Origin of the sequence: Paracoccus sp. M683, assembly GCF_007096355.1 — a bacterium.
Lineage (GTDB): Bacteria > Pseudomonadota > Alphaproteobacteria > Rhodobacterales > Rhodobacteraceae > Paracoccus.
Window position 1 is genome coordinate 104,693 of sequence record NZ_VKDF01000003.1, and the last position, 24,721, is coordinate 129,413.

General features: G+C 65.7%; 25 protein-coding genes and 3 tRNA genes. 19 read left to right on the top strand and 9 right to left on the bottom strand.

Annotated features, from left to right (window positions below; all coding sequences use genetic code 11):
* Positions 1–25 precede the first annotated feature (25 nt).
* On the top strand, positions 26–1,009 hold the full coding sequence (locus tag FNJ84_RS05375) for a quinone oxidoreductase (protein WP_143791992.1): 984 nt from the start codon (positions 26–28) through the stop codon (positions 1,007–1,009).
* On the opposite strand, the gene FNJ84_RS05380 is transcribed toward FNJ84_RS05375, so the two are convergent.
* The 4 genes from FNJ84_RS05380 to tyrS all read right to left on the bottom strand — a co-directional run bounded on the left by FNJ84_RS05380 (position 1,006) and on the right by tyrS (position 5,055).
* A complete protein-coding gene (locus FNJ84_RS05380; protein WP_143791993.1) occupies positions 1,006–2,457 on the bottom strand; it encodes a TrkH family potassium uptake protein in 1,452 nt (483 codons plus the stop codon). The genes FNJ84_RS05375 and FNJ84_RS05380 overlap by 4 nt on opposite strands.
* Before the next feature lie 72 nt (positions 2,458–2,529).
* Positions 2,530–3,381, bottom strand: a complete 852-nt coding sequence (locus tag FNJ84_RS05385; protein ID WP_370454580.1) for an urea carboxylase-associated family protein — start codon at positions 3,379–3,381, stop codon at positions 2,530–2,532.
* 104 nt (positions 3,382–3,485) lie between these two features.
* Positions 3,486–3,680: a hypothetical protein gene (locus FNJ84_RS05390; protein ID WP_143791995.1), complete on the bottom strand. Its 195-nt coding sequence runs from the start codon at positions 3,678–3,680 to the stop codon at positions 3,486–3,488.
* A gap of 127 nt (positions 3,681–3,807) precedes the next feature.
* Positions 3,808–5,055, bottom strand: a complete 1,248-nt coding sequence (tyrS, locus tag FNJ84_RS05395) for a tyrosine--tRNA ligase (RefSeq protein WP_143791996.1) — start codon at positions 5,053–5,055, stop codon at positions 3,808–3,810.
* A 61-nt stretch (positions 5,056–5,116) separates the two neighbouring features.
* Between tyrS and FNJ84_RS05400 the strand changes: the two genes are divergently transcribed.
* From FNJ84_RS05400 to FNJ84_RS05430, 7 genes are all read left to right on the top strand, one after another.
* Positions 5,117–6,214, top strand: coding sequence for an anhydro-N-acetylmuramic acid kinase (locus FNJ84_RS05400; protein WP_143791997.1), 1,098 nt, complete (start codon positions 5,117–5,119; stop codon positions 6,212–6,214).
* A gap of 145 nt (positions 6,215–6,359) precedes the next feature.
* Positions 6,360–7,247, top strand: a complete 888-nt coding sequence (locus FNJ84_RS05405; RefSeq protein ID WP_185968430.1) for a PRC-barrel domain-containing protein — start codon at positions 6,360–6,362, stop codon at positions 7,245–7,247.
* Positions 7,248–7,397: 150 nt separating this feature from the next.
* A tRNA-Asp gene (locus FNJ84_RS05410) sits at positions 7,398–7,474 on the top strand.
* 26 nt (positions 7,475–7,500) lie between these two features.
* Positions 7,501–7,577 (top strand) — tRNA-Asp (locus FNJ84_RS05415).
* Between the two features lie 206 nt (positions 7,578–7,783).
* Entirely contained in the window at positions 7,784–8,521 is a 738-nt protein-coding gene (locus FNJ84_RS05420) for a calcium-binding protein (RefSeq protein WP_143791998.1), read from the top strand.
* Positions 8,522–8,617: 96 nt separating this feature from the next.
* On the top strand, positions 8,618–9,178 hold the full coding sequence (locus FNJ84_RS05425) for a histidine phosphatase family protein (protein WP_143791999.1): 561 nt from the start codon (positions 8,618–8,620) through the stop codon (positions 9,176–9,178).
* Between the two features lie 44 nt (positions 9,179–9,222).
* Positions 9,223–9,298 (top strand) — tRNA-Val (locus tag FNJ84_RS05430).
* Here the strand turns inward: FNJ84_RS05430 and cbiB are convergent.
* The 5 genes from cbiB to FNJ84_RS05455 are packed head-to-tail and all read right to left on the bottom strand — an operon-like array spanning position 9,286 to position 13,654.
* Entirely contained in the window at positions 9,286–10,263 is a 978-nt protein-coding gene (gene cbiB, locus FNJ84_RS05435; RefSeq protein ID WP_143792000.1) for an adenosylcobinamide-phosphate synthase CbiB, read from the bottom strand. The two genes, FNJ84_RS05430 and cbiB, sit on opposite strands and share 13 nt — an antisense overlap.
* Positions 10,260–10,802, bottom strand: a complete 543-nt coding sequence (locus FNJ84_RS05440) for a histidine phosphatase family protein (protein ID WP_143792001.1) — start codon at positions 10,800–10,802, stop codon at positions 10,260–10,262. The genes cbiB and FNJ84_RS05440 overlap by 4 nt, the downstream gene beginning before the upstream one ends.
* A gap of 30 nt (positions 10,803–10,832) precedes the next feature.
* Complete coding sequence (locus FNJ84_RS05445) at positions 10,833–12,137, bottom strand: TRAP transporter large permease (RefSeq protein WP_143792002.1); 1,305 nt, start codon at positions 12,135–12,137, stop codon at positions 10,833–10,835.
* Positions 12,138–12,692 (bottom strand): TRAP transporter small permease, encoded by a 555-nt coding sequence (locus FNJ84_RS05450; RefSeq protein ID WP_143792003.1) that lies wholly within the window; start codon positions 12,690–12,692, stop codon positions 12,138–12,140.
* Positions 12,689–13,654 (bottom strand): TRAP transporter substrate-binding protein, encoded by a 966-nt coding sequence (locus tag FNJ84_RS05455; protein ID WP_255471058.1) that lies wholly within the window; start codon positions 13,652–13,654, stop codon positions 12,689–12,691. The genes FNJ84_RS05450 and FNJ84_RS05455 overlap by 4 nt, the downstream gene beginning before the upstream one ends.
* 123 nt (positions 13,655–13,777) lie before the next feature.
* Here FNJ84_RS05455 and FNJ84_RS05460 point away from each other — a divergent pair, with 123 nt between their 5' ends.
* The 11 genes from FNJ84_RS05460 to FNJ84_RS05510 all read left to right on the top strand — a co-directional run bounded on the left by FNJ84_RS05460 (position 13,778) and on the right by FNJ84_RS05510 (position 24,712).
* The gene (locus tag FNJ84_RS05460; protein WP_143792004.1) at positions 13,778–14,851 is read left to right on the top strand and encodes a CaiB/BaiF CoA-transferase family protein; all 1,074 of its coding nucleotides are present in this window, start codon (positions 13,778–13,780) and stop codon (positions 14,849–14,851) included.
* Between the two features lie 105 nt (positions 14,852–14,956).
* Positions 14,957–16,120 carry an isovaleryl-CoA dehydrogenase gene (locus tag FNJ84_RS05465; RefSeq protein WP_143792005.1) on the top strand — a complete coding sequence of 388 codons (1,164 nt, stop codon included), beginning with the start codon at positions 14,957–14,959 and terminating at the stop codon, positions 16,118–16,120.
* Positions 16,117–16,662, top strand: coding sequence for a lysozyme inhibitor LprI family protein (locus FNJ84_RS05470; RefSeq protein ID WP_143792006.1), 546 nt, complete (start codon positions 16,117–16,119; stop codon positions 16,660–16,662). Before FNJ84_RS05465 ends, FNJ84_RS05470 begins: the two co-directional genes overlap by 4 nt.
* A gap of 2 nt (positions 16,663–16,664) precedes the next feature.
* On the top strand, positions 16,665–18,194 hold the full coding sequence (locus FNJ84_RS05475; protein ID WP_143792007.1) for an AMP-binding protein: 1,530 nt from the start codon (positions 16,665–16,667) through the stop codon (positions 18,192–18,194).
* Positions 18,191–18,658 (top strand): lysozyme inhibitor LprI family protein, encoded by a 468-nt coding sequence (locus tag FNJ84_RS05480; protein WP_143792008.1) that lies wholly within the window; start codon positions 18,191–18,193, stop codon positions 18,656–18,658. The genes FNJ84_RS05475 and FNJ84_RS05480 overlap by 4 nt, the downstream gene beginning before the upstream one ends.
* Position 18,659: 1 nt before the next feature.
* Positions 18,660–20,264 (top strand): carboxyl transferase domain-containing protein, encoded by a 1,605-nt coding sequence (locus tag FNJ84_RS05485; RefSeq protein ID WP_143792009.1) that lies wholly within the window; start codon positions 18,660–18,662, stop codon positions 20,262–20,264.
* A gap of 8 nt (positions 20,265–20,272) precedes the next feature.
* Complete coding sequence (locus FNJ84_RS05490; protein WP_363323839.1) at positions 20,273–20,686, top strand: ASCH domain-containing protein; 414 nt, start codon at positions 20,273–20,275, stop codon at positions 20,684–20,686.
* Positions 20,687–20,765: 79 nt separating this feature from the next.
* On the top strand, positions 20,766–22,703 hold the full coding sequence (locus tag FNJ84_RS05495; RefSeq protein ID WP_143792010.1) for an acetyl/propionyl/methylcrotonyl-CoA carboxylase subunit alpha: 1,938 nt from the start codon (positions 20,766–20,768) through the stop codon (positions 22,701–22,703).
* On the top strand, positions 22,700–23,353 hold the full coding sequence (locus FNJ84_RS05500) for a glutathione S-transferase family protein (RefSeq protein WP_185968431.1): 654 nt from the start codon (positions 22,700–22,702) through the stop codon (positions 23,351–23,353). Before FNJ84_RS05495 ends, FNJ84_RS05500 begins: the two co-directional genes overlap by 4 nt.
* Entirely contained in the window at positions 23,346–24,203 is an 858-nt protein-coding gene (locus FNJ84_RS05505) for a hydroxymethylglutaryl-CoA lyase (RefSeq protein ID WP_143792011.1), read from the top strand. Before FNJ84_RS05500 ends, FNJ84_RS05505 begins: the two co-directional genes overlap by 8 nt.
* On the top strand, positions 24,200–24,712 hold the full coding sequence (locus FNJ84_RS05510; RefSeq protein WP_143792012.1) for a hypothetical protein: 513 nt from the start codon (positions 24,200–24,202) through the stop codon (positions 24,710–24,712). Before FNJ84_RS05505 ends, FNJ84_RS05510 begins: the two co-directional genes overlap by 4 nt.
* Positions 24,713–24,721 lie beyond the last annotated feature (9 nt).

The following is a 24,721-nucleotide window of genomic DNA, read 5'->3' on the forward strand; positions in this document are numbered from 1 at the left end:
GGTCCCGATTTCAGGAGGGACCGAGATGAGCGACAGCGACTATGTCATGGTCATGCCCCGGCCGGGCACCGCAGCCGATTTCCAGCGGCGCGAGATCGCCACACCGCAGCCGGGCGAGGGCCAGGTGCTGCTGCGCCAGCAGGCCGTGGGGCTGAACTTTCTCGATGTCTATCACCGCAACGGCACCTATCCCTGGCCGGTTGAACGTGACCTGGTGCCCGGTTCCGAAGGCGCGGGCGTGGTCGAGGCCGTCGGGCCGGACGTCACCGGGCTGCGGGTGGGCGACCGGGTCGCCTATACGCTGCCGCTGAACGCCTATGCCTCGGCGCGGCTGATCGCGGCTGACCGTCTGGTGCGCGTGCCCGATGGGATCACCGCGCAGCAGGCCGCAACGCTGATGCTGAAGGGGCTGACGGCGCATTACCTGATCACCTCGACCTTTCCGATCAGGCCGGGGATGATCGCGCTGGTGCAGGCGGCCGCCGGCGGCGTGGGCCAGATCATCGGCCCGTGGATCCGGGCCCAGGGCGGCACGGTGATCGGCACGGCGGGCGGGGCCGAAAAGACGGCACTGGCGCGCGATCTGGGCTATGACCACGTCATCGACTATGGCGCCCAGGATGTGGCCGCCCGCGTGGCCGAAATCACCGGCGGCAAGGGCGTGAACGTGGTTTATGACGGGGTTGGGCAGGCGACCTGGAAGGGCTCGCTTGCGTCGCTGGCGGTGCGCGGGATGATGGTCAGCTTTGGCCAGTCTTCGGGGGCTGTCGCGCCTGTGCCGATGGCCGAGCTGGGGGCGAAATCGCTGTTTCTGACCCGGCCGACGCTGTTTCAGCACATTGCCGACCCGGCCGAGCTGCAATCGCGCGCGGCCGAGATGTTCGCGGCGCTGGCCGATGGCAAGATCAGCGCGCAGGTCTCTCATCAGTTCCCGCTGGCCGAGGTGGCGCGCGCCCATGATGCGCTGGAGGCGCGCCAGACCACCGGCGCGACGGTGCTGATCCCCTAGTTCCGCCAGAAGCGCGGCAACAGCAGCACCAACACGGCGATCAGTTCCAGCCGGCCCAGATACATGCCAAGGATCATCAGCCATTTGGCGCTGGTGGGAAATTCCGCGACGGACCCGTTGGCGGTGATCTCTGGCCCCCAGGCGGGGCCGACATTGGCGATCGCCGTCCAGGCGGCGGTCAGCGCCGTCCGGGTGTGCAGCCCGGTCAGCGCCAGCCCCACGATCAACAGGCCAAAGGTCAGCACGAACAGCGTGAAGAACGCCATGACCGAATTGATGACGTCCTGGTCCAGCGGCCGGCCTTCCAGTTGCAGCGGATAGACACGGTGCGGGCTGTGCATGCGCTTGATCTGGGCGCGGACCGCCTGGAACAGCACCAGATAGCGGAAGATCTTGACCGAACAGCCGGTCGACCCGGTGCAGCCGCCGATCAGGCCCACGACAATCAGCACGGCAAAGGGCAGATGCCCCCAGGCCAGCATGTCGGTCGAGGCATAGCCGGTGCCCGAAAAGGTCGAGATGGTGTTGAACACCGTTTCGCGCACCACCTCCAGCGGGTGCATGTCCTGTTGCATGTACAGCAGCCGGTACAGGATGATCACCCCGCAGCTATAGCCGATCCAGCGCAGATAGGCGCGGATCTGCACGTCCTGCCACAGCGGCGTGAAATTGCCGCGCATGACCTGCACCATGCGGATGAAGGGGATCGAGGCCAGCACCATGAAGATCGAGGCCGCCCATTCCGGCCCGCCCAGATAGGTGCCGAAACTGGCATCGTAATTGGAAAAGCCACCGGTCGATATGGTGGTCAGCGCATGCATGACGGCATCGAAGCCGTTCATGCCCAGCAGGATATAGGTGATGATGCAGGCGCCGGTCAGGATGAAATAGATGCGCGTCATCTCGGATGCGATCTCGCCGGCGCGGGGCAGGATCTTGCCCAGGGTGTCGAACCCTTCCGAGCGGAAGAACTGCATGCCGCCGACCTTCATCACCGGCAGGAACACCATGGCGACGACGACGATGCCCAGACCGCCCGACCATTGCAGGATGCCGCGCCACAGATGTGTGCCCATGGGCAGGCCGTCCAGTTCGGGAAAGGCGGTGGTCCCGGTGGTGCTGACGCCTGACATCGCCTCGAAATAGGCATCGGTGAAGCTGGCATAGGGCGCGCCGATAACAAAGGGCAATGCGCCAAAAACCGGCAGAACCGCCCAAAGACCCGCCGTCAGCAGAAAGGCCTGCTGGATGGTCAGGTGTTGATGCACGCTATGCGTCGCGACGACCGACATGATGCCGATCAGCACGGTCAGCAGCCCGACCTGCAGGAACACCGTCCAATGCGGATCACCGTGCCACCAGTCGACCAGCATCGGCAAGGTCATGCCAACACCCAGCACGACGACGATTTTGCCGATGGTATGGATGACGGGGCGCAAGTCGATCATCCGCCCTGATTGCCGTGCGTGGGGCAGACCGTCAAGATGCCGGCTGCCGCCGGGCCGCTGCCATGGCGTCGCCTAGTCCCAGCTGTGGCCGTTTGGCACGGGCGATGACCAGCCCGAAGGGGCGGAATTGGGGGCAAAGATCTCGACCAGAAGCGGATGGCATCTGGCCTTGTCCGATGAATGCTGATCGCCGCAATCGCCACCGGGGCAGGCCGACAGCCCGCCGATCAGGTCGATCTCGGCAAAGAACTCGATGAAATCGCCGGGGCGGACGGGGCTGGCCTTCATGAAATACTGGCCGGTATCGCGGGTAAAGCCGGTCAGCATGAAAACGTTCAGCACGTCATGGACCAGCGGTTCGGCCTGCTGGCGCGGCAGGTCCAGATGCGCCATCAGCGCGCGGGTCAGGTTGGTATGGCAGCAATGATGGTAATCCTTGCCGCCCGACAGCAGGTGATGGGTATAGGGATCGCAGCGCGTCCCGATCACGTCATGCACGCCCCCACCATCCGCGTCGATGCCATACCATTCCAGCGTGTCGCGGATGACCGTGGCCATGGGGCGCAGGGCAGGGAGGCTTGACCACATCCGGTCGCCCGCCGTCAGATGAGTGCCATGCAGCGCGCGGGTCTTGCCGGAAAAGAACCGCTCGTTTGGATCGGCGGCGGACCACAGGTTCAGATCACCGACCTGTGGCCCCTCGATGCTGGTGATGCGAAAGAAATGGCCCCGAGGCACGTCAAAACAACGCCCCTCGCGCGGGGGCACGGTGATTTCCGCCGTCTTGCGCGCGTCGGCGCGGGCGGCGCGCAGCGCCACCAGCCCGGGATCGGGAAGCGTGGCGGGATCGTAGCAGATCACCGGCTTCAGGGCGCGGCGCCGGTCGGCATCGGGTGGGGCGTGGGTGTCGCTCATGCCGGTCATGATCATCACGGATGGCCCGGCTTTGAAAGTGCGATGGCCCCCGAAGCCAACAAAAAAGGGGCCGGCTGGCCCCTTTGGATAACTGGTGACGACGCGTCTGCTTTCTAGGCGACGCGCTTGGCCGCAAGGATCGCGCCGGCTGCGTCCAACTCGCTGATGACGCGGGCGCCGCTGTCATTGGCAGCGCGCACGGCCGAACGAGTGTCGCGGCTGTAGTAACCGAACATCTGCTCGATCGCATCCTCTGCGGGCGTCGTGGGATTTGCCGTTTTCCGCGGCGATTTCAGGTCGTTCGCCATGATCTTTCTCCGGTCGTTAGGAGGTTTGCTCTCCCGTGCCCGAAAAATAGTCACTGCCCGGAACAGGTGCAATGCCGCGACGCAGCGTCACCGCTGCGGCGCATATCGGCCTTGCGTCAGGGGCATGTCAGCCGATCTGCACCATACGGTGCTTTTTCTTCCCGACCGAGACCTTCAGCCCGTCCCCGATCAGCGCCGCATCAACGGTCAGCTGCGGGTCGGTCACGGCATCGTTGTTCAGCCGCAATCCGCCCTCGGCGATCAGGCGCTTGGCTTCCTTGCCAGACGCGGTGATCCCGGTCTGAACCAGCATCTGCGCAACCGACAACCCGCCATCCAGCGCCGATGCCGGCAGCAAGGCCACCTGAAGATCGCCGCCGGCGCCGCCCTGTTCGAACACCTCGCGCGCGGTTGCCTCGGCACTGGCTGCGGCCTCGGCGCCATGCAGCAGGGTGGTGACCTCATTGGCCAGGCGGATCTTGGCGTCGTTGATTTCCGAGCCGTGCAGGCTGCCAAGCCGGTCGCATTCCTCGACAGGAAGTTCGGTATAAAGTTTCAGGAAGCGGCCGACATCCGCATCGGTGGTGTTGCGCCAGAACTGCCAGAACTCATAAGGCGACAGCATCGCCGCGTTCAGCCAGACCGCGCCGCCCTGTGACTTGCCCATCTTGCGCCCGTCGCTGGTGGTCAGCAAAGGCGAGGTCAGGCCCCAGATCTCGCGGTCCAGCACCCGGCGGGTCAGGTCGATGCCGTTGATGATATTGCCCCATTGATCCGAGCCGCCCATCTGCAACCGGCAGTCATAGCGCCGATACAGCTCAAGGAAATCATAGGCTTGCAGGATCATGTAATTGAATTCCAGGAAGGACAGCGATTGTTCGCGATCCAGCCGGGATTTCACCGATTCAAAGGCCAGCATGCGGTTGACGCTGAAATGCCGCCCGATATCGCGCAGAAAATCCAGATAGTTCAGCCCGTCCAGCCATTCCGCATTGTTCAGCATCAGCGCGCCGCCATCGTCGCGGTAATCCAGGTAGCGGGCAAAGACCTGCTGCATCCCGTCGATATTCGACTGGATCTGTTCCGGCCCCAGCAGCGGGCGTTCGTCGCTGCGGAAAGACGGATCGCCCACCTTGGTGGTGCCGCCACCCATCAGCGTGATCGGCCGGTGGCCGGTTCTCTGGAACCAGCGCAGCATCTTGATGTTCAGCAGATGGCCGACATGCAGCGATGCCGCCGTCGCGTCATAGCCGATATACGCCGTAACCGAGCCGCTGCTGAGCGCCTCATCCAGCGCCTGATAATCGGTGCAGTCGGCCAGAAAGCCGCGTTCGATCATGATGCGCAGGAAATCGGATTTGGCGTGATAGGTCATCGGGGTGGTTCCTTTCCAATGGCGCGGATATACCGCCGGCAGGACCAAAGGGAAAGGCGCGATGATCCGGGCTTTGGGGATGATGTCGGGAACCTCGCTGGACGGGGTCGACGCGGCAATGATCGAGACCGATGGCGTCAGGATCGACGGCTTTGGCCGGTCGGCCTATCGCGCCTATTCCGATAATGAGGCCGCGGTGCTGCACGGCGCGCTTGGGCAGTGGCAGGATGGCCCGAACGTGGCCGAGGCCGCCGAAATCTCGCAGTCCAGCCATGCCGCGCTGGCCGAGTCCTTCCCCGAGGCCGAATTGATCGGCTTTCACGGTCAGACGCTGGCCCATGATCCGGGCGGGCGGGGCACCCATCAGGCCGGCGACGGCGCGGCGCTTGCCCGCGCGACGGGGCGGCCGGTGGTCTGGGATTTTCGCAGCGAGGATGTGCGGCAGGGCGGCGAGGGCGCGCCGCTGGCGCCGTTCTTTCACTGGGCCTGCGCGGAATGGGCCGTGGGGCAGGGGCATCTGCCGGTGGCCCCGGTGGCGTTTCTGAACCTTGGCGGGGTCGGAAATATCACCTGGGTCGATCCCTCGGCCCCCGCGCCCGAGGCGCCGGGCGCCTGCCTTGCCTTCGATACCGGCCCGGCCAATGCGCCGATCAATGACCTGATGCGCGCCCGCCTGAGACAAAGCCATGACCGGGGTGGGGCGCTGGCTGCGTCGGGGCGGGTCGATCCGGCGGTGGTCTCGGAATTTCTGCGCCATCCGTATTTCGACCGGGTGCCGCCCAAATCGCTGGATCGCGATGCCTTTGCCGGTCTTGCCCCGGCCGTCGCGCCCTTGTCCGATGCCGATGCGGCGGCGACGCTGGTGGCGGCGCTGGCAGGTTCTGTGGCGGCGGGCTTCCGCTGGTTGCCCGAGACACCGGGAACCGTTCTGGTCTGCGGCGGTGGTCGCCACAATGGTGCGATCATGGCCGCGCTTCGGCAGGCCTTGCCGGCCCTTGTCCAGCCGGTCGAAAGCGCCGGTCTGGACGGGGATATGCTGGAGGCACAGGCCTTTGGCTGGCTGGCGGTCAGGGTGCTGCGGGGGCTGCCGACCTCTGGCCCCTCGACGACGGGGGCACCGGCGCCGATCTGCGGCGGCCGCATCAGTCAGCGGCGTTAAATCGGCGATAATCAAAAGTTTATCGGCAATATGTGGCAAGATTCCGCCGGTCGGAAACCGGGGCGGAACGGCCGATATTGTTCTGCGTTGTGATTGCGACGGGCCAAGCGCCCGGTTGGAAGACTCGTAAAGAGGAGTAGTCATAATGAAACGCTTGCTGATGAGCGCCGCAATCGCAGCCCTGGCCGTCCCGGCCTTTGCCCAGGACACCACGGCCCCCGAAACGGTCATGGAGGATAGCGCGCAGGCCGCAGAGGATGCCGCGTCGGATGCTGCTGATGCGGCAAACCAGGCTGCGGATGCGGCAGGTGATGCCGCCGCCGATGCGGCAGATGCCACCGGTGACGCTGCTGCGGACGCGGCCGATGCTGCTGCCGACGCCGCCGATTCCGCGGGCGAGGCGGCGGATGCTGCTGCCGATGCCGCAGCCGAAGCCACTGATCCTGTGATGGCCGATCCGGCTGCCGCGGAAGGCGAGATGGCCGCCGAGGCCGAGATGCCCGCCGAAGAGCCCGTGGTGGCCCCTGATGTCGCAGCACCTGCGATCAGCGCCGCCAATCCCGGCATGTTGTCCAGCTGGATCTCGGGTTTGCAGATCTATACGACCAATATGCCCGCCGACAGCGAATGGGGCGTGCTGGAAGGCGACGCGATTCCCGCCGAATGGGCGTCGATCGCCAAGGTTGGCGACATTGTAATCGACAATGATAACAATGTGATCGGCTATATTGCGGATATTGGCGGCTTCCTTGGCATCGGTGCCAAGAAGGTTCTGCTGGGCACCGAGGCGATCAAGCTGGGCCATTTCGGCAATGATTCGGTCTTTGCCACCAACTACACCAAGGAAGAGCTGGAGGCGCTGCCCGAGTTTGACGACAGCACGGTGCTGCCGCTGCCGGCTGTGCCTGTGGCTGATGCGCCGATGCCGGATCCTGCGGCAGACCCTGCGGTTGATCCCGCCGCAGCACCTGCCGATCCGGCGGCCGATCCAGCCGCAATGCCCGCCGAGGCAGAGGCTCCGGCCAGCAACTGACCCCGGCCATGTAACCCGTATCTTTTTGACGATTATCTGGGGGCGCCTTCGGGCGCCTCTTTTTTTCGCGCGATCCGCACTTGACCTTGTCGCGCGCTCTGCGTAAACCGCCCCTCACCCCGGCGGGCGATCGACCGGGGAGGTGAGTGTGCGGTTGTAGCTCAGTTGGTTAGAGTACCGGCCTGTCACGCCGGGGGTCGCGGGTTCGAGCCCCGTCAACCGCGCCACACACACCTTTCGCCCGGATATATGCGCGGTTGTAGCTCAGTTGGTTAGAGTACCGGCCTGTCACGCCGGGGGTCGCGGGTTCGAGCCCCGTCAACCGCGCCATCCATCCCCCCCTTGGACACATTCAGCTGATCTGATCCTGGTTCGCGCCTTGTTGCGATCGGTATTTGCCTGGCTGCGGGCCTTGCTGACATTTCTGTGATGATTTTTCTGCCTTGTCGGCGGAATAACCGTCCTGTCGCCACGTTTCCGACATGAACGGGCCGGATGGTCCGTCATCGCAGGCGAATGAAAAAGGAGCGAACAAGATGGCAAGAATCAATGGCACGGATGCGGCCAACCTGCTGCGCGGCACGGGTTTTGCGGACCTGATTTTCGGGCGTGACGGCGAGGACCGGATCTATGGCAATGCCGGCGCCGATACGATCTATGGCGGCGACGACGATGACCTGATCTATGGCGGTTTCGGTGCCGACCGGATCATCGGCGGCAAGGGCGAGGATCGCATGTATGGCGAGGCCGGCAATGACGTCATGACCGACGTAAGCGGCAATGACTACATGTCGGGCGGCGGCGGCAATGATCTGATGCTGCCGGGCGAGGGCAATGACACCGTCTTTGGCGGCACCGGCAATGACACGGTTCGCGCCGGCGAGGGCAATGACCGCGTCATTCTGGGCACGGGCGACGACTATGCGATGGGCGGCGAGGGCGATGACGTGCTGGCCGGAAATGGTGGCCGTGACCGGCTGATCGGCGGCGAGGGTAATGACGTGCTGGATGGCGGCAATGGCAATGACCGCCTGACCGGGGGGACCGGGGCTGACCGGTTCGTGTTTACCGCCGGCCGCGATTCGATCACCGATTTCGAGCCGGGTGACGACGATATCGACCTGCGCAGCTGGGGCGGGCTGGACAGCTGGTCCGATGTCTCGCGGCAATTGCGGCAGGTCGGTGACGACGTGCATTTCGTCCAGGGCAATCATCGGCTGGTGATCGAGGACACGCGGCTTTCGCAGCTGGACGCTGACGATTTCCTCTGGTGATTGACCTGCCGGGACCGATCCGGCAATCAACGGGGCAGGGCGGCGCGGGGTCGTCCTGCCCCGAAATCATGACCTGAAGAAATTGCGCGGCAGCTGATGTATCCTGATCTCTATCTCATGCGGCACGGCCAGACGGAATGGAATGCCGAGGGCCGGATGCAGGGTCGGCTTGATTCGCCGCTGACGCAACTGGGCATCGCCCAGGCCCAGGCCCAGAATCGGCTGATCCGCGGCGTCGAGGCGACCTGCTATGCCAGCACCCTTGGCCGCGCCCGCCAGACCGCCCAGATCGTCTTTGGTGACCGGCCCTATCAACTGGATGATCGGCTGGTCGAGATCAGCATAGGTGCGTTCAGCGGCATGCTTTACAGCGATCTGGTGGCGGCGAAGCCCGGTGTTTTCCAGATGCCGGGGCTGGGCTGGTATGATCATGCACCGGGTGGCGAGGGCTTTGCCGGCCTGACCGCGCGGGTGCGCGATTTCCTGGACAGCCTGACCGGCCCGGCGCTGATCGTGACCCATGGCATCACGCTGCGGATGATGCGGATGCTGGCGATGGGCTGGGACATGTCACGTTTCGAGGATCTGCCGCAATATCAGGGTGCGGTTCAGGTCATCCGCGATGGCCAGCACGAGATCTGGCGCGAAGACGGCTAGGTGGCTTGCCAGCCCCGGCCGGTCGGGCTAAGACCTGCGCCGTGGGGCGGTTAGCTCAGTTGGTAGAGCGTTTCGTTTACACCGAAAATGTCGGGGGTTCGAGCCCCTCACCGCCCACCAGTCCCAAATTCCGGCAGCCACAAACCTGAGGCGATGACCAGGATGGTCGCAGCCAGCGCCAGCTTTGCCAGCAGAAGGGCAGCCATGACTTGCGCCATGCGGATGACGGCGCCGCGATAAAGATCCAGCCCGCGTTGAATGTCGTGCGGCGCAGGGTCGGGTGCCTTGCCGTTAAGCCAGGGCTCCTGGGCGATCCGCTCGCCATATTGGCGCGGCCCCGACAGGCGCACGCCAAGGGCCGCGGCCATGGCGGCCTCGGGCCAGCCGGCATTGGGGGAACGGTGCTGGTGGGCCTCGTGCAAGGCGCATTGCCACGCTGCACGGGAATCGGCGGCCCAGGCAAACAGCAGCGCCGTCAGTCGGGCAGGGATCAGGTTCGCCACATCATCCAGCCGTGCGGCGAACTTGCCGAATTTCTCGTATCGCGCATTGCGATGGCCGATCATCGAATCCAGCGTGTTGATGGCCTTATAGGCCGCCACGCCCGGCAGCCCCGCCACCGCCAGCCAGAACAGCGGTGCGATCACGCCGTCGGATGCGTTTTCAGCAAGGCTCTCCAGACTGGCGCGGGACAGGGCGGGCGCGTCGGCCTGCGACACGTCCCGTCCCACGATCATCGAGGTCGCCTGTCGCGCGGCGGGCAGGTCGCCTGCCATCAGCGGGCGGGCGACGGCGGTGACATGGTCATAAAGCGAGCGCGCGGCGATTAGCGGCCAGGCCAGCAGCCCGGCGATCCAGGGGCCGAAGGCCTCGGCGATGATCCAAGCGGGCAGGGCGGCGGCGGCGATGGTCAGGGCCGTGGCCAGCGCGCCTTTGGCGATGCGGTGGGGGCCGTGGTTCAGGCGTGTCTCCAGCGCCGCGATCAGCCGGCCCAGCCAGGTGACCGGGTGGCCAATGCGGCGATAGATCCGGTCGGGCCAGCCGATCAGCGCATCCAGCGCAAGCGCAATCAGGGCGGTGATCATGGCGCGGTCAGGTTCACGGCCTCGACCGACCAATCGGTGCCGGCACGGCGCAGGATGGTCAGCGACAGGGGCGAGATGGTGAAGGACAGGGCCGCCGGGCCGACCACCAGCGACAGGGCCGCGCGGACGGTGCCGGCATGGGCGACGATCACGGTATCCTGCCGCGCCTTGGCCAGGCGGGGCAGCACGCGGGCCGCCATATCGGCAAAGCTTTCACCGCCTTCGGGGCGGTGGCGGGCAAGTTCGGGCGGGGCAAGCTGGCCAAGGTCGGGCAATTGGTCGAAGGGCAGGTTTTCCCATGCGCCGTAATCCTGTTCCCAAAGCTCGGGATGCAGGTCGGGGGCGTCCAGGCCAAGCGCATCTGCCGTCTGGCGGCAGCGCAGCGCCGGGCTGGTCCAGACCTGCGGCACATGGGCGATGCGCGTGCGGATGGCGGCAAAGGCGGCCGCATCGCTGCAATCTGCGGCGATGTCGCGGCGACCGGCCAGACGCCCCTCATGCAGGGGCGTGGCGTGGCGGATCAGGTAAAGGCGGGTCATGGCGGCACCCCTCTCAGGATGCCGCCACACCTAGCGTGCCATCATGGTCGAGGGCAACCACAGCGCGATGCCGGGAAAGGCCATCAGGATCAGCACGGCGGCCACCAGCAGCAGGAAGAACGGCAACGCACAGCGGGCGAGGTCAAAGATGTTCCGCCCCGTCACCGATTGCAGCACGAACAGGTTGAAGCCCACCGGCGGGGTGATCTGGCTCATTTCCACGACGAGGACCAGGAAGATGCCGAACCAGATCGGGTCGATCCCCGCAGCCAGCACCATCGGCAGGATCACCGAAACCGTCAGCACCACCATGGATATGCCGTCCAGGAAACAACCCAGCACGATGAACAGCGCCATCAGCGCGATCAGCAGCCAATGGGCGGCAAAACCCTGCTGCCCCACCCAGGCCGCCAGCGCGCGGGGAATGCCGGTATAGCCCATGGCGACGGTCAGAAAGGCCGCGCCCATCAGGATGAAGCAGATCATCGCGCTGGTCCGCGCCGCCCCCAGCAACGCCTGCACGGCATCTGCGCGGCTTAGCCCGCCCGTGGCCCATGCGATGATCATGGCGCCCAGAACACCGATCACCGCCGCCTCGGTCGGCGAGGCGATGCCAGCATAGATCGAGCCGATCACCGCCACGATCAGCCCCACCACCGGCACTAGCAACCGCAGCGCGGCCAGTTTCTCGCGCCGGGTGGAAACCGGCTCGGCCGGGGGCATCTTTCGGGGATTCAGCAGCGCCCAGGCAACGATCCAGCCCGAAAACAGCAAGGCCAGCATCAGGCCGGGCAGCACACCCGCCAAAAACAGCCGGGCGATGGATTGTTCGGTTGCCGCGCCATAGACGATCAGGATGATCGAGGGCGGGATCAGAAAGCCCATCGTGCCGGACCCGGCCAGCGATCCGACCGAGATATCTGGGTCATAGCCCCGCGCCTTCAGTTCGGGCAGCGACATGCGCCCGACCGTGGCGGTGGTGGCGGCTGATGATCCGCTGACAGCGGCAAAGACGGCGCAACCCAGCACATTGACATGCAGCAAGCCGCCGGGCAGCCGGCGGGTAAAGGGTGCGAGCCCCCGGAACAGGTCCGATGACAGCCGCGATCTGTACAAGATCTCGCCCATCCAGATGAACATCGGCAGCGCCGTCAGATCCCAGACATTCAGCGCGCCCCAGACCTTTGTGGCAAAGACCGGGCCGGGCGGCGCGGGGGCGGCGGTGACCATCGCCACCAGGCCCACGCCGATCAGCGCAAAGCCGACCCACAGGCCGGTGGCCAGCAACCCGAACAGGACCACGATCAGCAGCAGCGACAGCGGCAGAACCTCCATCTACTCGGCCCCCAGATCAGATTGCTGCTCGGCGGCCAGAAAGCCCGGAACGCCGCCCGACAGCAGGGTGACAAAGGCATCGACCAGCGCCACGGCCAGCAACCCCAGCCCCGATGTCATTGCCCCCTGCGGCAGCCATAGCGGGATCTTGACGATCCCGAAGCTGAGCGAATTGAACTGCCAGCTGTCCAGCGCCTGCAAACCCGAATGCCAGCTTGCCCAGATCGCCAGCCCCGCCGCCGTGGCGATGGCCAGCAAGGTGACGATCCGGCCCGCAGCCGCGGGCAATGCGCCGGTGATCATCGTCACCCGCACGTGCCCGCCCTGCTGCAAGGTTCCCGCCAGCGCCAGGCATGATGCCGCGACCAGAAGAAAGCCGCCGATCTCGGCCAATGAGGGCACGGCGATCTGCAAGGGGGCCGCGCCCATGGCCATGGCCAGCCGGTCGATCAACCGGCCCGCGACCTGCACCAGCACCAGCACGGCAATGGCCACAAGGCACAGGCAGGCCAACCACAGCCCCGCGGCATAGGCGCGGTCCAGCGCAGCCCTCATTCGGCGCGATAGGCGTCGACGACGGCACGACCGGCATCACCCGCCCGTTCCAGCCATTCAGTCGTCATCGTCTCGCCGATGGCCTGCAACTCGGTGCTGAAGGCCTCGGATGGCGGGGCGACGGTCATGCCGTTCTGGGCCAGCGTGGCGGTTGCTTCTTCCGCCTCGACGGCGGACATGTCCCAGCCCCGCGTCTCGGCCTGGGCGGCGGCCTGGATGATGGCGGTGCGCTGATCCTCGGGCAGGGCCTCGAAGGCGGCGGTGTTCACGATGACCATGTTCTTGGGCAGCCAGGCCTGCGCATCGGTGTAATAGCTGGTAAAGTCCCAGGCCTGCGATGTCACCCCGGTCGAGGGCGAGGTCGCCATGGCGCTGACCCGCCCGGTCGAAAAGGCGGTGGGAATATCACCCGCCTCGACCTGTGTTGGCGTCGCGCCAAGTAGCTGGGCCAGCCGTTCCGTCGCCGCGTTATAGGCGCGCATGTTCTGGCCCTGGAAGCTGGAGGCGTCGCTGACCGCATCCTTGGTATAGATCCCCTGACCCGGCCAGGGCACGACGAACAGCAGCGTCAGCCCCTGATCGGCCAGTTTCTGCGTGATTGCCGGCTCGCTGGCGTCCCAAAGCTTCAGCGCCTGTTCGTATCCGGTGGCGAGGAAGGGGACCGAATCGACCTCGAACAGCGGGTCTTCATTGGCCAGCCGGCTCATCAGAACCTCGCCGATGGGGGCCAGGCCCTTGCGCACCGAATCCTTGATCTCGGGATGCCCGAACAGGCTGCCGGAACTGTGCACGGTGATGGTCAGCTGGCCATTTGTGGCGGTGGCGACCTCTTCGGCGAACTGGGTGATGTTGCGGGTGTGGAAATCGCCATCGGCATAGGGCGTGGCCATGTCCCAATTGGTCTGGGCCAACGCCGGGCCGGCCATGGCAAGAAACGCGATGAGGCTGATCTGTCTGGTCATTTTTATTCTCCCTGTGATTGCCCGCAGGTTGGCCGGGCGGGTGGCGCCTGTCAACGCCGACGGTCGGGCTTGCACTGCACGCGAGGGCGGGCAAATCTGAAACCGGGAAGCGGGGGACAGGATATGGGCGCGCTGGACGGGTTGCGGGTGGTCGAGATCGCGGGGCTTGGCCCCACGCCCTTTGCCGCGATGTGGCTGGCCGATCACGGCGCACAGGTCATCCGCATCACCCGGCCCGGCGCGCGGCACGTGCTGGGCCTTGATCGTGACGTTCTGGACCGGGGGCGCGACTGGATCGAGCTTGACCTGAAATCCGACGCCGGCCGCGAAACCGCCCGCAGCCTGATCGCCCGCGCCGATGCGCTGATCGAAGGCATGCGCCCCGGCGTGATGGAGCGTCTTGGCCTTGGTCCCGGCGATTTCCCCGAGAATGCGGCCCTTGTCTATGGCCGGATGACGGGCTGGGGGCAAAGTGGGCCTCTGGCGCATTCGGCGGGCCATGACATCACCTATCTGGCGATCACCGGCGCGCTGCATGCCATCGGCCCGGCCGGGCACCCGGTGCCGCCGCTGAACCTGCTGGGCGATTTCGCTGGCGGGTCCATGTATCTGGTCGCAGGTATGCTGGCGGCGATTCTGCATGCCCGCCAGACCGGGCAGGGGCAGGTGGTCGATGCCGCGATCAGCGACGGGGTGGTGCACCTGATGGCGATGATCTCGGGCCTGCGGGCATCGGGCATGTGGGCCGACCACCGGCAGGCCAATCTGCTGGACGGGGCCGCGCCCTATTACGCGGTTTACGAATGCGCCGATGGCCGGCATCTGGCCCTTGGCGCCATCGAACCGCAATTCTGGGCCGAATTGCTGCACCGGCTTGGCCTTGATGCCGCCAATCTGCCCGACCGTGCCGATCCGGCGAATTGGCCCGCGATCCGCGCCGCGCTGGCCGGCATCATTGCCCGCCGCAGCCGCGATGATTGGGCCGCCCTGCTGGAAGGCACTGATGCCTGCGCCGCCCCGGTCCTGTCGATCGACGAGGCCCCGACCCATCCCCACATGCAGACCCGCGCTGCCTTTCAGGGCGGCCAGCCCATGCCCGCGCCGCGCCTGTCGTCGACGCCGGGGGGCGTGGGGCAGGGCCGCCAGATCGCCATCAAAGAGGCGCTTGCCAGATGGCAGGCAACGGCTCACGGTTGACGGATGGGCCCGGCTCGCGCACGGTTTTCCTTGACGCAGGCGGGGGCGGCAGGGCATAAGGCAATTAACTGAACGACCGTTCAATAAACTGGAGGGGGCCGGACGATGTTCACGCAAGGCATGGAATTTGATCTGGGCGAGGATGTGAATGCGCTTCGCGAGATGGTTCACCGTTGGGCACAGGATCGCGTGAAGCCCATCGCCGCCGAGGTTGACCGCAGCAACAGCTTTCCCAACGAATTATGGCCCGAAATGGGCGAGCTGGGTTTGCTGGGCATCACCGTCCCGGAGGAATATGGCGGCTCGGGCATGGGCTATCTGGCACATGTGATCGCGGTCGAGGAATTGGCCCGTGCATCGGCCAGCGTCAGCCTGTCCTATGGCGCGCATTCGAATCTGTGCGTGAACCAGATCAAGCTGAACGGCAGCGATGCACAGCGCGCGAAATACCTGCCCAAACTGTGCAGCGGTGAACATGTCGGCGCGCTGGCCATGTCCGAGGAAAGCGCCGGTTCCGATGTGGTCAGCATGAAGCTGCGGGCGGAAAAGAAGAATGATCGCTATGTGCTGAACGGCAACAAATACTGGATCACCAACGCGCCCGATGCCGATACGCTGGTGGTCTATGCCAAGACCGACCCCTCGGCCGGGTCCAAGGGCATCACCGCTTTCATCGTCGAGCGTGGCATGGCCGGCTTTTCGACCAGCCCGCATTTCGACAAGATGGGGATGCGCGGCTCGAACACGGGCGAGTTGATCTTTGAAAATTGCGAGATCCCGTTCGAGAACGTTCTGGGCGAAGAAGGCCGCGGCGTGCGTGTGCTGATGTCGGGGCTGGATTATGAACGTGTCGTGCTGTCGGGCATCGGCACTGGTATCATGGCTGCCTGTCTGGACGAGGTCATGCCCTATCTGCGCGACCGCAAGCAGTTCGGCCAGCCGATCGGGTCCTTCCAGCTGATGCAGGCCAAGATCGCGGATATGTATGTCGCGCTGAACACCTCGCGGGCCTATCTTTACGAGGTCGCGCGGGCCTGCGATGCGGGTCGCGTGACCCGGCAGGATGCCGGCGGCGCGGTGCTGTATTGCAGCGAACAGGCGATGGTGCAGGCGCATCAGGCGGTGCAGGCGCTTGGCGGCGCGGGTTTCCTGAATGACAGCGTGGTCAGCCGGCTGTTCCGCGATGCCAAGCTGATGGAGATCGGCGCCGGCACCAGCGAGATCCGCCGCATGCTGGTCGGCCGCGAGTTGATGGGCCTGATGGGATGAGCCACATCGCCCGCCTGCGCCTTGTTCCGCGCCTTGCACTGTGCCTTGCCCTTGGGGTTCCGGCCGTGATCGGACCTGGCGCGGCATGGGCGCAGGACGAGGGGCTGGATTACGACCCGCTGATCCTGGAAACCTGCCTGGCTGGGCGGCAGGCCGACCGTCAGGCAGAGTGTATCGGTATTGCCGCAGATCGCTGCATGGCGACGGGGGCGGGCGGCTCGAATGTCGGCATGGGCGGCTGCCTGGCGGCCGAGGCCGACCAGTGGGACGCGGCCCTGAACGCAAGCTATGCGTCATTGCTGGCGCAGGCCGAGGCCGCCGATGCCGATCTGGCGCAGCTGGGCTCGGCCGCCGGGCCGTCTGCGCCGGAATTGCAGGCGATGCAGCGCGACTGGATCGCCTTTCGGGATTCCGCCTGCGGATATGAGGTCAGCCGCTGGCAAGGCGGCAGTGGCAGCGGTCCGGCCTCGCAGGGGTGCCGGCTGCGGCTGACGGCCGCGCAGGCGATCTGGTTGTCCGGCTATGCCGGGACCCAGCCATGAGGATGCTGGCTGAAAAAGGCGACTATCAGGCCCTGCGCGACGGGTTCCGGTGGAACTTCCCGGCCCGGCTGAACATGGCCGATCAATGCCTGTCTCATCCCGGCGCGGCCACGGCGATCATCGAATATGATGGCAGCCCGCGCCCGGTCCGCTTTGCCGAACTGACCGCCATGACTGACCGGCTGGCCCATGCGCTGCGGGCCGAACGCGGCGAGCGGGTGGCGGTGCTGCGCACCCAATCCGCCTGGACCGCCGCCGCGCATCTGGCCTGCTGGAAATCGGCCGCCATATCGATCCCTCTGTTCAAACTGTTCGGCCCCGAGGCGCTGGCCCTGCGCCTGCGCGACGCGGGCGTCCGCACCGTCATCGCCGATCCCGAGGGCCGCGAGATGCTGGCGGGTTTCCCCGATCTGCGGGTGATCGTCCCCGAGGATGGCATGCACGATTCAGGCCCCTTCGTGACCCTTGAGACCGGCCCCGAAGATCCCGCCGTGATCATCTATACATCCGGCACCACCGGCGCGCCCAAGGGGGCGTTGCATGGCCACCGTGTGCTGACCGGCCATCTGCCCGGCGTCGAGATGAGCCATGACCGTCTTGGCCAGCCCGGCGATTGCCTGTGGACCCCGGCTGATTGGGCCTGGATCGGCGGGCTGTTCGACGTGGCCATGCCCGCGCTTGCGCTTGGTGTGCCGGTCGTTGCCGCAAGAATGCCGAAATTCGACCCCGCCGCCGTGGATGCGCTGATCCAGGGTTGCGGCGTGCGCAACGTCTTTTTCCCGCCCACTGCGCTGAAGTTGTTGAAGGCGGCGGATGTGGCCATTCCGGGGCTGCGCAGCGTTGCCTCGGGCGGCGAGACCCTGGGTGCGGAAATGCTGGACTGGGGTCAGCGTGCCTTTGGCCTGACGATCAACGAATTTTATGGCCAGACCGAATGCAACATGGTCGCAAGTTCGGCCGCCTCGCTGTTTCCGGCGCGGCCTGGCGCCATCGGCAAACCGACCCCCGGCTTTGATGTGCAGGTGATCGGCGAGGACGGCCAGCCCTCGGATGGCGAGGGCGACATTGCCGTACGGCGCGGCGCGGGCAGCATGATGCTGGGCTATTGGAACCGCCCTGACGAGACGGCGCAGAAATTCCGCGGCGACTGGGTGCTGACCGGGGATCGTGGCGTGATCGAGGATGGCTATATCCGTTTTGTCGGGCGCGATGATGATGTGATCACCAGCGCCGGCTATCGCATCGGCCCGTCCGAGATAGAGGATTGTTTGCTGAAACATCCGGCGGTCGCGCAGGTTGGTGTGATTGGAAAGCCGGATGACATCAGGACAGAAATCGTAAAGGCTTACATTGTCTTGCGTGATGGATTTGAACCATCTGATGAACTTTCCGCTGAGTTGCAGGCGCATGCGAAACGACTGTCGGCGGCGCATTCCTATCCGCGCGAGATCGCCTTTCTGGATGCCTTGCCGATGACGGTGACAGGCAAGGTCATGCGGCGCGAGCTGCGCAAGCTGGCAGAGGCGGAATGATGTTCGCCCGGATCATCCTGTTGCTTGCAGGCCTGTCTTCGCCCGCCCAGGCGCAGGATGTCAGCTTTGATGGCAGCATCGTCGAGGCCTGTTTCGCCAGGACGCGCAGCGGCATGACGGATCCCGATTGCATCGGTATCGCCTCGGCCGCCTGTCAGGTCGCCACACCGGGCGGTGACACGACATTGGGCATCTCGCAATGCGCGATGGCTGAAACGGCGGCATGGGACGCGATCCTGAACCGTGAATATCGCGCCGCACGGTCGGATTTCGCCGATATTCCGGGGATCGGCGATCTGCTGCTGGCGGCGCAACGCGGCTGGATCGCCTTGCGCGATGCCGATTGCCGGATTGCCTATGACCGATGGGGCGGCGGCTCGATGCGCAATATCGCCTCGGCCAATTGCCAGATGGAACACACGGCGCAACGGGCGCTGGAACTGAAACACATGCGGGAGCCGTGAGATGAAACTGAGATCGCAGGCGCTGACCAATTCCGACAGCTTCCGGGCCAACCGCGAGGCGCATCTGGCCCTGCTGGCCACCGCGCGCGAGGCCGCCGATGCCGTTCTGGCCGGTGGCGGGCCGAAAGCGATGGAGCGGCACACCTCTCGCGGCAAGATGCCGCCGCGCGAGCGGGTGGCGAATTTGCTGGACCCCGGCAGCCCGTTTCTGGAAATCGGCGCGACGGCGGCACATGGCATGTATGACGGCGACGCGCCGGGCGCGGGGGTGATCGCCGGGATCGGGCGCGTGCATGGGCAGGACGTGATGGTCGTGGCCAATGACGCGACGGTCAAGGGCGGCACCTATTACCCGATGACGGTCAAGAAACACCTGCGCGCGCAAGAGATCGCCGATCAATGCAACCTGCCCTGCGTCTATCTGGTCGATAGCGGCGGCGCGAACCTGCCCAATCAGGACGAGGTTTTCCCCGACCGCGACCATTTCGGCCGCATCTTCTATAATCAGGCGAATATGTCGGCCAAAGGCATTCCGCAAATCGCCGTGGTCATGGGGTCGTCGACCGCAGGCGGCGCCTATGTGCCCGCCATGTGCGACGTCTCGATCATCGTGCGCGATCAGGGCACCATCTTCCTTGCTGGCCCGCCCTTGGTGAAGGCCGCCACCGGCGAGGTCGTCAGCGCCGAGGATCTGGGTGGCGGCGATGTCCACACACGCCTGTCCGGCGTGGCCGATTACCTGGCCGAGGATGACGCGCATGCGCTGGCCATTGCCCGCCGCGCCGTGGCCAATCTGAACCGCCGCCTGCCGCAAACCGTGATGTGGCAGGCGCCCGAGGCCCCAGCCTATGACCCCGAGGAAATTCTGGGCGTCGTCCCCGGCGACCTGCGCACGCCCTATGACATCCGCGAGGTGATCGCCCGCGTGGTCGATGGCTCGCGCTTTGACGAGTTCAAGGCCCGCTATGGCGAGACGCTGGTGACAGGCTTTGCCCATATCGAGGGCTGCCCGGTCGGCATCGTCGCCAATAACGGCGTGCTGTTTTCGGAAAGCGCCATCAAGGGCGCGCATTTCATCGAGCTTTGCAGCCAGCGCAATATCCCGCTGATCTTCCTGCAAAACATCACCGGCTTCATGGTCGGTCGCAAATATGAAAACGAAGGCATCGCCCGCCACGGCGCCAAGATGGTGACGGCGGTGGCCACGACCAAGGTTCCGAAAATCACCATGCTGGTCGGCGGCAGCTTCGGTGCCGGCAACTACGGCATGTCGGGCCGCGCCTATTCGCCCCGCTTCCTCTGGACCTGGCCCAACAGCCGCATCTCGGTCATGGGCGGCGAACAGGCGGCGGGCGTTCTGGCCACCGTCCGTCGCGACGGGATCGAGCGCAAGGGTGGCACATGGTCGACCGAGGAAGAAACCGAGTTCAAACGCCCCACCATCGAGATGTTCGACCGCCAGTCGCACCCGCTTTACGCCTCGGCGCGGCTTTGGGACGATGGCATCGTCGATCCGCGCAAGACCCGCGAGGTGCTGTCGCTGAGCCTGCGCGCCAGCCTGAACGCGCCCATCGAACCGACGCGCTTCGGCGTGTTCCGGATGTAAGAGTGGTGATGATGGCTGCCTCCGGCGGGGATATTTCAACGAGCGAGAAAGCCGTGGGGTTCACCTTCGGAGATTCGCGTGCGTTGAATGCTGAATTGCTGGATCTTGTCCGTTCGGGGCGCAAAACCGCGACCTGCGGCGCCTTGCGCGATTTTCAGGATGGCGGTGAAGCCATGCCTGTGGTCGGGCGACAGGACGTCGCGCTGGATTGGAATGGCAAGCCCGCGCTGCTGATCGAGACGGTCGAGGTTACCATCCGCCGCTTTTGCGACCTGCCCGAGGATTTCGCCCTTGCCGAGGGCGAGGGTGATTTCGAGGCTTGGAAAACCGGCCATATCGCCTTTTTCACCCGCAACGGTGGCTTCGATCCGCAGATGGAACTGGTCTGCGAACGCTTCCGTCTGGTCGAGGTACTGTCATGACTTCTTCTTCATCCAAATATCCCGCGGGGGTCCGGGGGCGCGAAGCCCCCGTCCAACGCCACCAAAGCAAGGAGCCGCCATGTTCCAGAAGATCCTGATCGCCAATCGTGGCGAGATCGCCTGCCGCGTCATCGACAGCTGCCGCCGCATGGGCGTGGCCACCGTCGCGGTCTTTTCCGATGCCGATCGGGGCGCGCGCCATGTTGCCATGGCCGATGAGGCCGTGCACCTGGGCGGCCCCGCACCCGCTGACAGTTACCTTAAAGGCGATGCCATCATCGCTGCCGCCAAGGCCACCGGCGCGCAGGCGATCCATCCGGGCTATGGTTTCCTCAGCGAAAACCCCGATTTCGTCGATGCGGTGGAAGCGGCGGGGCTGGTCTTTATCGGCCCCTCGGCCAAGGCCATCCGCGCCATGGGCCTGAAGGACGCCGCCAAGGCGCTGATGGAAAAGGCCGGCGTGCCGGTCGTGCCGGGCTATCACGGCAGCAATCAGGACCCGGCCTATCTGGCCGAGCAGGCGGGCAAGATCGGCTATCCGGTGCTGATCAAGGCCGTCGCTGGCGGCGGCGGCAAGGGCATGCGGCAGGTCAATGATCCCAAGGATTTCGCCGATGCGCTGGTCTCGGCCCAGTCCGAGGCGAAGAATGCATTCGGCAATCCCGATGTGCTGATCGAGAAATACATCCTGCAACCCCGCCATATCGAGGTGCAGGTCTTTGGCGACGGTCACCGCGCCGTCCACCTGTTCGAGCGTGACTGTTCCTTGCAGCGCCGCCACCAGAAAGTGATCGAGGAAGCCCCGGCCCCCGGTATGACGCCCGAGATCCGCAAGATCATGGGCGCCGCCGCCACTCGGGCTGCCGAGGCCATTGGCTACAAGGGTGCGGGCACCATCGAATTCATCGTCGATGGCTCGAACGGCCTGCGCGAGGATGGCTTCTGGTTCATGGAGATGAACACCCGCCTGCAGGTCGAACATCCCGTGACCGAGGCGATCACCGGCGTCGATCTGGTCGAATGGCAGCTTCGCGTGGCCAGTGGCGAACCCTTGCCCGCCCGGCAAGAGGACCTGCATATCCACGGCCATGCCTTCGAGGCCCGGCTTTACGCCGAGGACGTGCCTGCGGGTTTCCTGCCCGCGACCGGCATGCTGGCGCATCTGCAATTCCCCGATCATGCCCGGATCGAGACCGGCGTGCGTCAGGGCGACACGATCAGCCCCTGGTATGACCCGATGATCGCCAAGATCGTCACCCATGGCCCGACCCGCGCCATCGCCCTGCGAGAGCTTGAGGCCGCGCTGGTCGATACCGAGGTGGCGGGCTCTGTCACCAACCTCGATTTCCTTATTGCCCTGACCCGGCATCAGGGGTTCCGCGATGGCGAAGTCGATACCGGGTTGATCGGGCGCGATCTGGATGCGCTGGTCGCGGCCAGTGAGCCCGATCCGCGCACCCGTGCGCTTGGTGTCATCGGTCTGGCGGGGCTGGACAAACCCGACACCAAGGGCGGCATGACCCTGTGGCAGCCCCTGCGCCGCACCATCACCTGGGATGGCGGTCAGGCCGTGCTCGAGGTGCTTGGCCCCGGTGCCGCCCGCGTCACGCTGGACGATGGCACCCCGCGCGAGGTGTGCTGGCGGGGCGACCGCTGGTGGGTCGATCAGGCGCTGCGGCGTCACCGCATCGTCAGCCATCCCGCTGGCGTCAGCGTCTTTGGCGGGCGCGCCGTGCATCTGACGCCGCTGGACCCGCTGGATCGCGACTCGGGTGCCGGCGGCAATCAGGCGCTGACCCTGTCGCCCATGCCGGGGCTGGTGAAGTCGGTGCATGTCGAGGCCGGTCAGGCGGTCAAGGCCGGTGACCGCCTTGCCGTCTTGGAGGCGATGAAGATGGAGCACAGCCTGACCGCCGCCCGCGATGGCGTGGTGGCCGAGGTTCTGGCCCGCGCTGGCGATCAGGTCGAGGCCGGCGCGCCCCTGATCCGCCTGGAAGAGGAAGAGACCGTCGCATGATCCGCCTGCACCACATTCCCGGCTCACGCTCGATGAGGGTCGTGTGGCTGCTCGAAGAATTGGGGCTGGACTACCAGTTGCAGGAATGGTCGCTGACCGATGGCGGGCTGCGCAGACCGGAATTTCTGGCCATGTCGCCAGCCGGTCGGGTGCCCGCGCTGGAAATCGACGGCCGGTCGATCTTTGAATCCTCGGCAATCGTGCAATACCTGACCGAACGCGAGGGGCGGCTGGCGCCCTTGCCCGGACAGGCCGACCGCGTCGCCTTTCTGGAATGGATGGGTTTTGCGGAAACGCAGGCCAATATCGTGCAGGCGCTGAACATCCAGCACATCTTTCTGCGCCCCGAGGCCGCGCGCTCGATCCCGCTGATGCGGCTGGATACCAAGCGTCTGGCCGTCACCGCGCGGGCACTGAATGCGCATCTGGCGGGGCAGGATACGTTGCTGCCCGGTGGTTTTTCCGCCGCCGATTGCATGCTGGGCTTCAATATCGACGCGGTTTTCCGCTTTCTTCCCGCCGCCGACTATCCCGCGCTTGCGGCCTATCGCGAGCGGATGCAGGCGCGGCCTGCCTATGCCCGCGCCGAGGCCAAGGCGGGCGGGAACGGCATTTACACGCAGGATTTCTACGAGGTGCCCGATGCCTGATCCGGTCGAGATCTTTGAAATGGGTCCGCGCGACGGGCTCCAGAACGAAAAGCGGCTGATCCCGGCTGCGGAAAAGATCGCGCTGGTCGACCTGCTGTCAACGGCGGGCTTCCGGCGGATCGAAGTCACCAGCTTCGTTTCCCCGAAATGGGTGCCGCAGATGGGCGATGCCGCCGAGGTCATGGCCGGCATTACCCGCACCCCCGGCGTCAGCTATGCCGTGCTGACCCCGAACCTGAAGGGCTATGAGGGCGCGCGGGCCGCCCGTGCCAGCGAAGTGGCGATCTTCGCCAGCGCGTCCGAGGGCTTCAGCAAGGCCAATCTGAACGCCACCATCGCGGAATCGCTGGAACGTTTCGCCCCGGTGGTTCAGGCGGCAGCGGCGGATGGCGTGCCGGTGCGCGGCTATGTCTCGATGGTGACGGACAGCCCGTTCGAGGGCGATGTGCCGCCCGGCGACGTGGCCCGCGTGGTGGCGGCTTTACGCGACATGGGTTGTTATGAGATCAGCCTTGGCGACACGATCGGCCATGCCACGCCGGAAAAGATCGACGCCATGCTGGGCCGGGTGCTGGACGAGGTGCCCGCGAACCGGCTGGCCGGGCATTACCATGATACGATGGGCCGGGCGCTGCTGAACATCGACGCCAGCCTTGCGCGCGGCCTTCGGGTCTTTGACGCGGCGGTTGGCGGGCTTGGCGGCTGCCCCTATGCGCCCGGCGCCAAGGGCAATGTCGCGACCGAGCGGGTGGCGGCGCATCTGGCGGCGCAGGGCTATGAGACCGGGCTTGATATGGAGGTGATTGCGCGCGCCGCCGAGATGGCGCAGGGCATGAGGGCAGCGGCATGACGCCCCGCGCTTCCCTGATGGCGCTGGCACTGCTGGCGGGTTGTGCCGCGCCGGTGGTGGTTCAGCAAGCTGCGCCTGTCACTGGCCCGATGGTATCCGCCGCTGCGATGCCAGACCGCGCCAGCCTGCGCCGCATCGGCTATCGCAATTGCGACGGCTACGCGATGGAGCTGCTGGCGCCCCGGCAGGTCTCGGTGGCCTCGGTCGCGGGGCAGGCGCTGTATCTGCGGGCCTATCCCTATCGCGCCGGCGGGGCGATCCAGACGCGGTTGCCGGGCGTTGCGGCACGCATCCAGCAGCAAACCGGCAGCGGCTGGCGTGATTTGCCGGTGGTCGCGGCAGGATCAGGCAGCACGGGCGGTGCGACGGCTTCGGTGTCGCTGGCCGGGCAGTTGGGGCAGGTTGCACCGCAGCCCGGCCATTACCGGCTGTGGCTGGGGCAGTTTTCGGCCAGTCGTGGCGGCGCCACATGCAGCATGTCGCCCGTCTGGCAATTCGATATCGGTTGAGGGAAGTCA

What these genes read in the sequence shown, in the direction of transcription:
- FNJ84_RS05375 (WP_143791992.1), top strand. Translation starts at nt 26, where the DNA reads ATGAGCGACAGCGACTATGTCATGGTCATGCCCCGGCCGGGCACCGCA.
- FNJ84_RS05380 (WP_143791993.1), bottom strand. Translation starts at nt 2,457, where the DNA reads ATGATCGACTTGCGCCCCGTCATCCATACCATCGGCAAAATCGTCGTC.
- FNJ84_RS05385 (WP_370454580.1), bottom strand. Translation starts at nt 3,381, where the DNA reads ATGACCGGCATGAGCGACACCCACGCCCCACCCGATGCCGACCGGCGC.
- FNJ84_RS05390 (WP_143791995.1), bottom strand. Translation starts at nt 3,680, where the DNA reads ATGGCGAACGACCTGAAATCGCCGCGGAAAACGGCAAATCCCACGACG.
- tyrS (WP_143791996.1), bottom strand. Translation starts at nt 5,055, where the DNA reads ATGACCTATCACGCCAAATCCGATTTCCTGCGCATCATGATCGAACGC.
- FNJ84_RS05400 (WP_143791997.1), top strand. Translation starts at nt 5,117, where the DNA reads ATGATCCGGGCTTTGGGGATGATGTCGGGAACCTCGCTGGACGGGGTC.
- FNJ84_RS05405 (WP_185968430.1), top strand. Translation starts at nt 6,360, where the DNA reads ATGAAACGCTTGCTGATGAGCGCCGCAATCGCAGCCCTGGCCGTCCCG.
- FNJ84_RS05420 (WP_143791998.1), top strand. Translation starts at nt 7,784, where the DNA reads ATGGCAAGAATCAATGGCACGGATGCGGCCAACCTGCTGCGCGGCACG.
- FNJ84_RS05425 (WP_143791999.1), top strand. Translation starts at nt 8,618, where the DNA reads ATGTATCCTGATCTCTATCTCATGCGGCACGGCCAGACGGAATGGAAT.
- cbiB (WP_143792000.1), bottom strand. Translation starts at nt 10,263, where the DNA reads ATGATCACCGCCCTGATTGCGCTTGCGCTGGATGCGCTGATCGGCTGG.
- FNJ84_RS05440 (WP_143792001.1), bottom strand. Translation starts at nt 10,802, where the DNA reads ATGACCCGCCTTTACCTGATCCGCCACGCCACGCCCCTGCATGAGGGG.
- FNJ84_RS05445 (WP_143792002.1), bottom strand. Translation starts at nt 12,137, where the DNA reads ATGGAGGTTCTGCCGCTGTCGCTGCTGCTGATCGTGGTCCTGTTCGGG.
- FNJ84_RS05450 (WP_143792003.1), bottom strand. Translation starts at nt 12,692, where the DNA reads ATGAGGGCTGCGCTGGACCGCGCCTATGCCGCGGGGCTGTGGTTGGCC.
- FNJ84_RS05455 (WP_255471058.1), bottom strand. Translation starts at nt 13,654, where the DNA reads ATGACCAGACAGATCAGCCTCATCGCGTTTCTTGCCATGGCCGGCCCG.
- FNJ84_RS05460 (WP_143792004.1), top strand. Translation starts at nt 13,778, where the DNA reads ATGGGCGCGCTGGACGGGTTGCGGGTGGTCGAGATCGCGGGGCTTGGC.
- FNJ84_RS05465 (WP_143792005.1), top strand. Translation starts at nt 14,957, where the DNA reads ATGTTCACGCAAGGCATGGAATTTGATCTGGGCGAGGATGTGAATGCG.
- FNJ84_RS05470 (WP_143792006.1), top strand. Translation starts at nt 16,117, where the DNA reads ATGAGCCACATCGCCCGCCTGCGCCTTGTTCCGCGCCTTGCACTGTGC.
- FNJ84_RS05475 (WP_143792007.1), top strand. Translation starts at nt 16,665, where the DNA reads ATGCTGGCTGAAAAAGGCGACTATCAGGCCCTGCGCGACGGGTTCCGG.
- FNJ84_RS05480 (WP_143792008.1), top strand. Translation starts at nt 18,191, where the DNA reads ATGATGTTCGCCCGGATCATCCTGTTGCTTGCAGGCCTGTCTTCGCCC.
- FNJ84_RS05485 (WP_143792009.1), top strand. Translation starts at nt 18,660, where the DNA reads ATGAAACTGAGATCGCAGGCGCTGACCAATTCCGACAGCTTCCGGGCC.
- FNJ84_RS05490 (WP_363323839.1), top strand. Translation starts at nt 20,273, where the DNA reads ATGATGGCTGCCTCCGGCGGGGATATTTCAACGAGCGAGAAAGCCGTG.
- FNJ84_RS05495 (WP_143792010.1), top strand. Translation starts at nt 20,766, where the DNA reads ATGTTCCAGAAGATCCTGATCGCCAATCGTGGCGAGATCGCCTGCCGC.
- FNJ84_RS05500 (WP_185968431.1), top strand. Translation starts at nt 22,700, where the DNA reads ATGATCCGCCTGCACCACATTCCCGGCTCACGCTCGATGAGGGTCGTG.
- FNJ84_RS05505 (WP_143792011.1), top strand. Translation starts at nt 23,346, where the DNA reads ATGCCTGATCCGGTCGAGATCTTTGAAATGGGTCCGCGCGACGGGCTC.
- FNJ84_RS05510 (WP_143792012.1), top strand. Translation starts at nt 24,200, where the DNA reads ATGACGCCCCGCGCTTCCCTGATGGCGCTGGCACTGCTGGCGGGTTGT.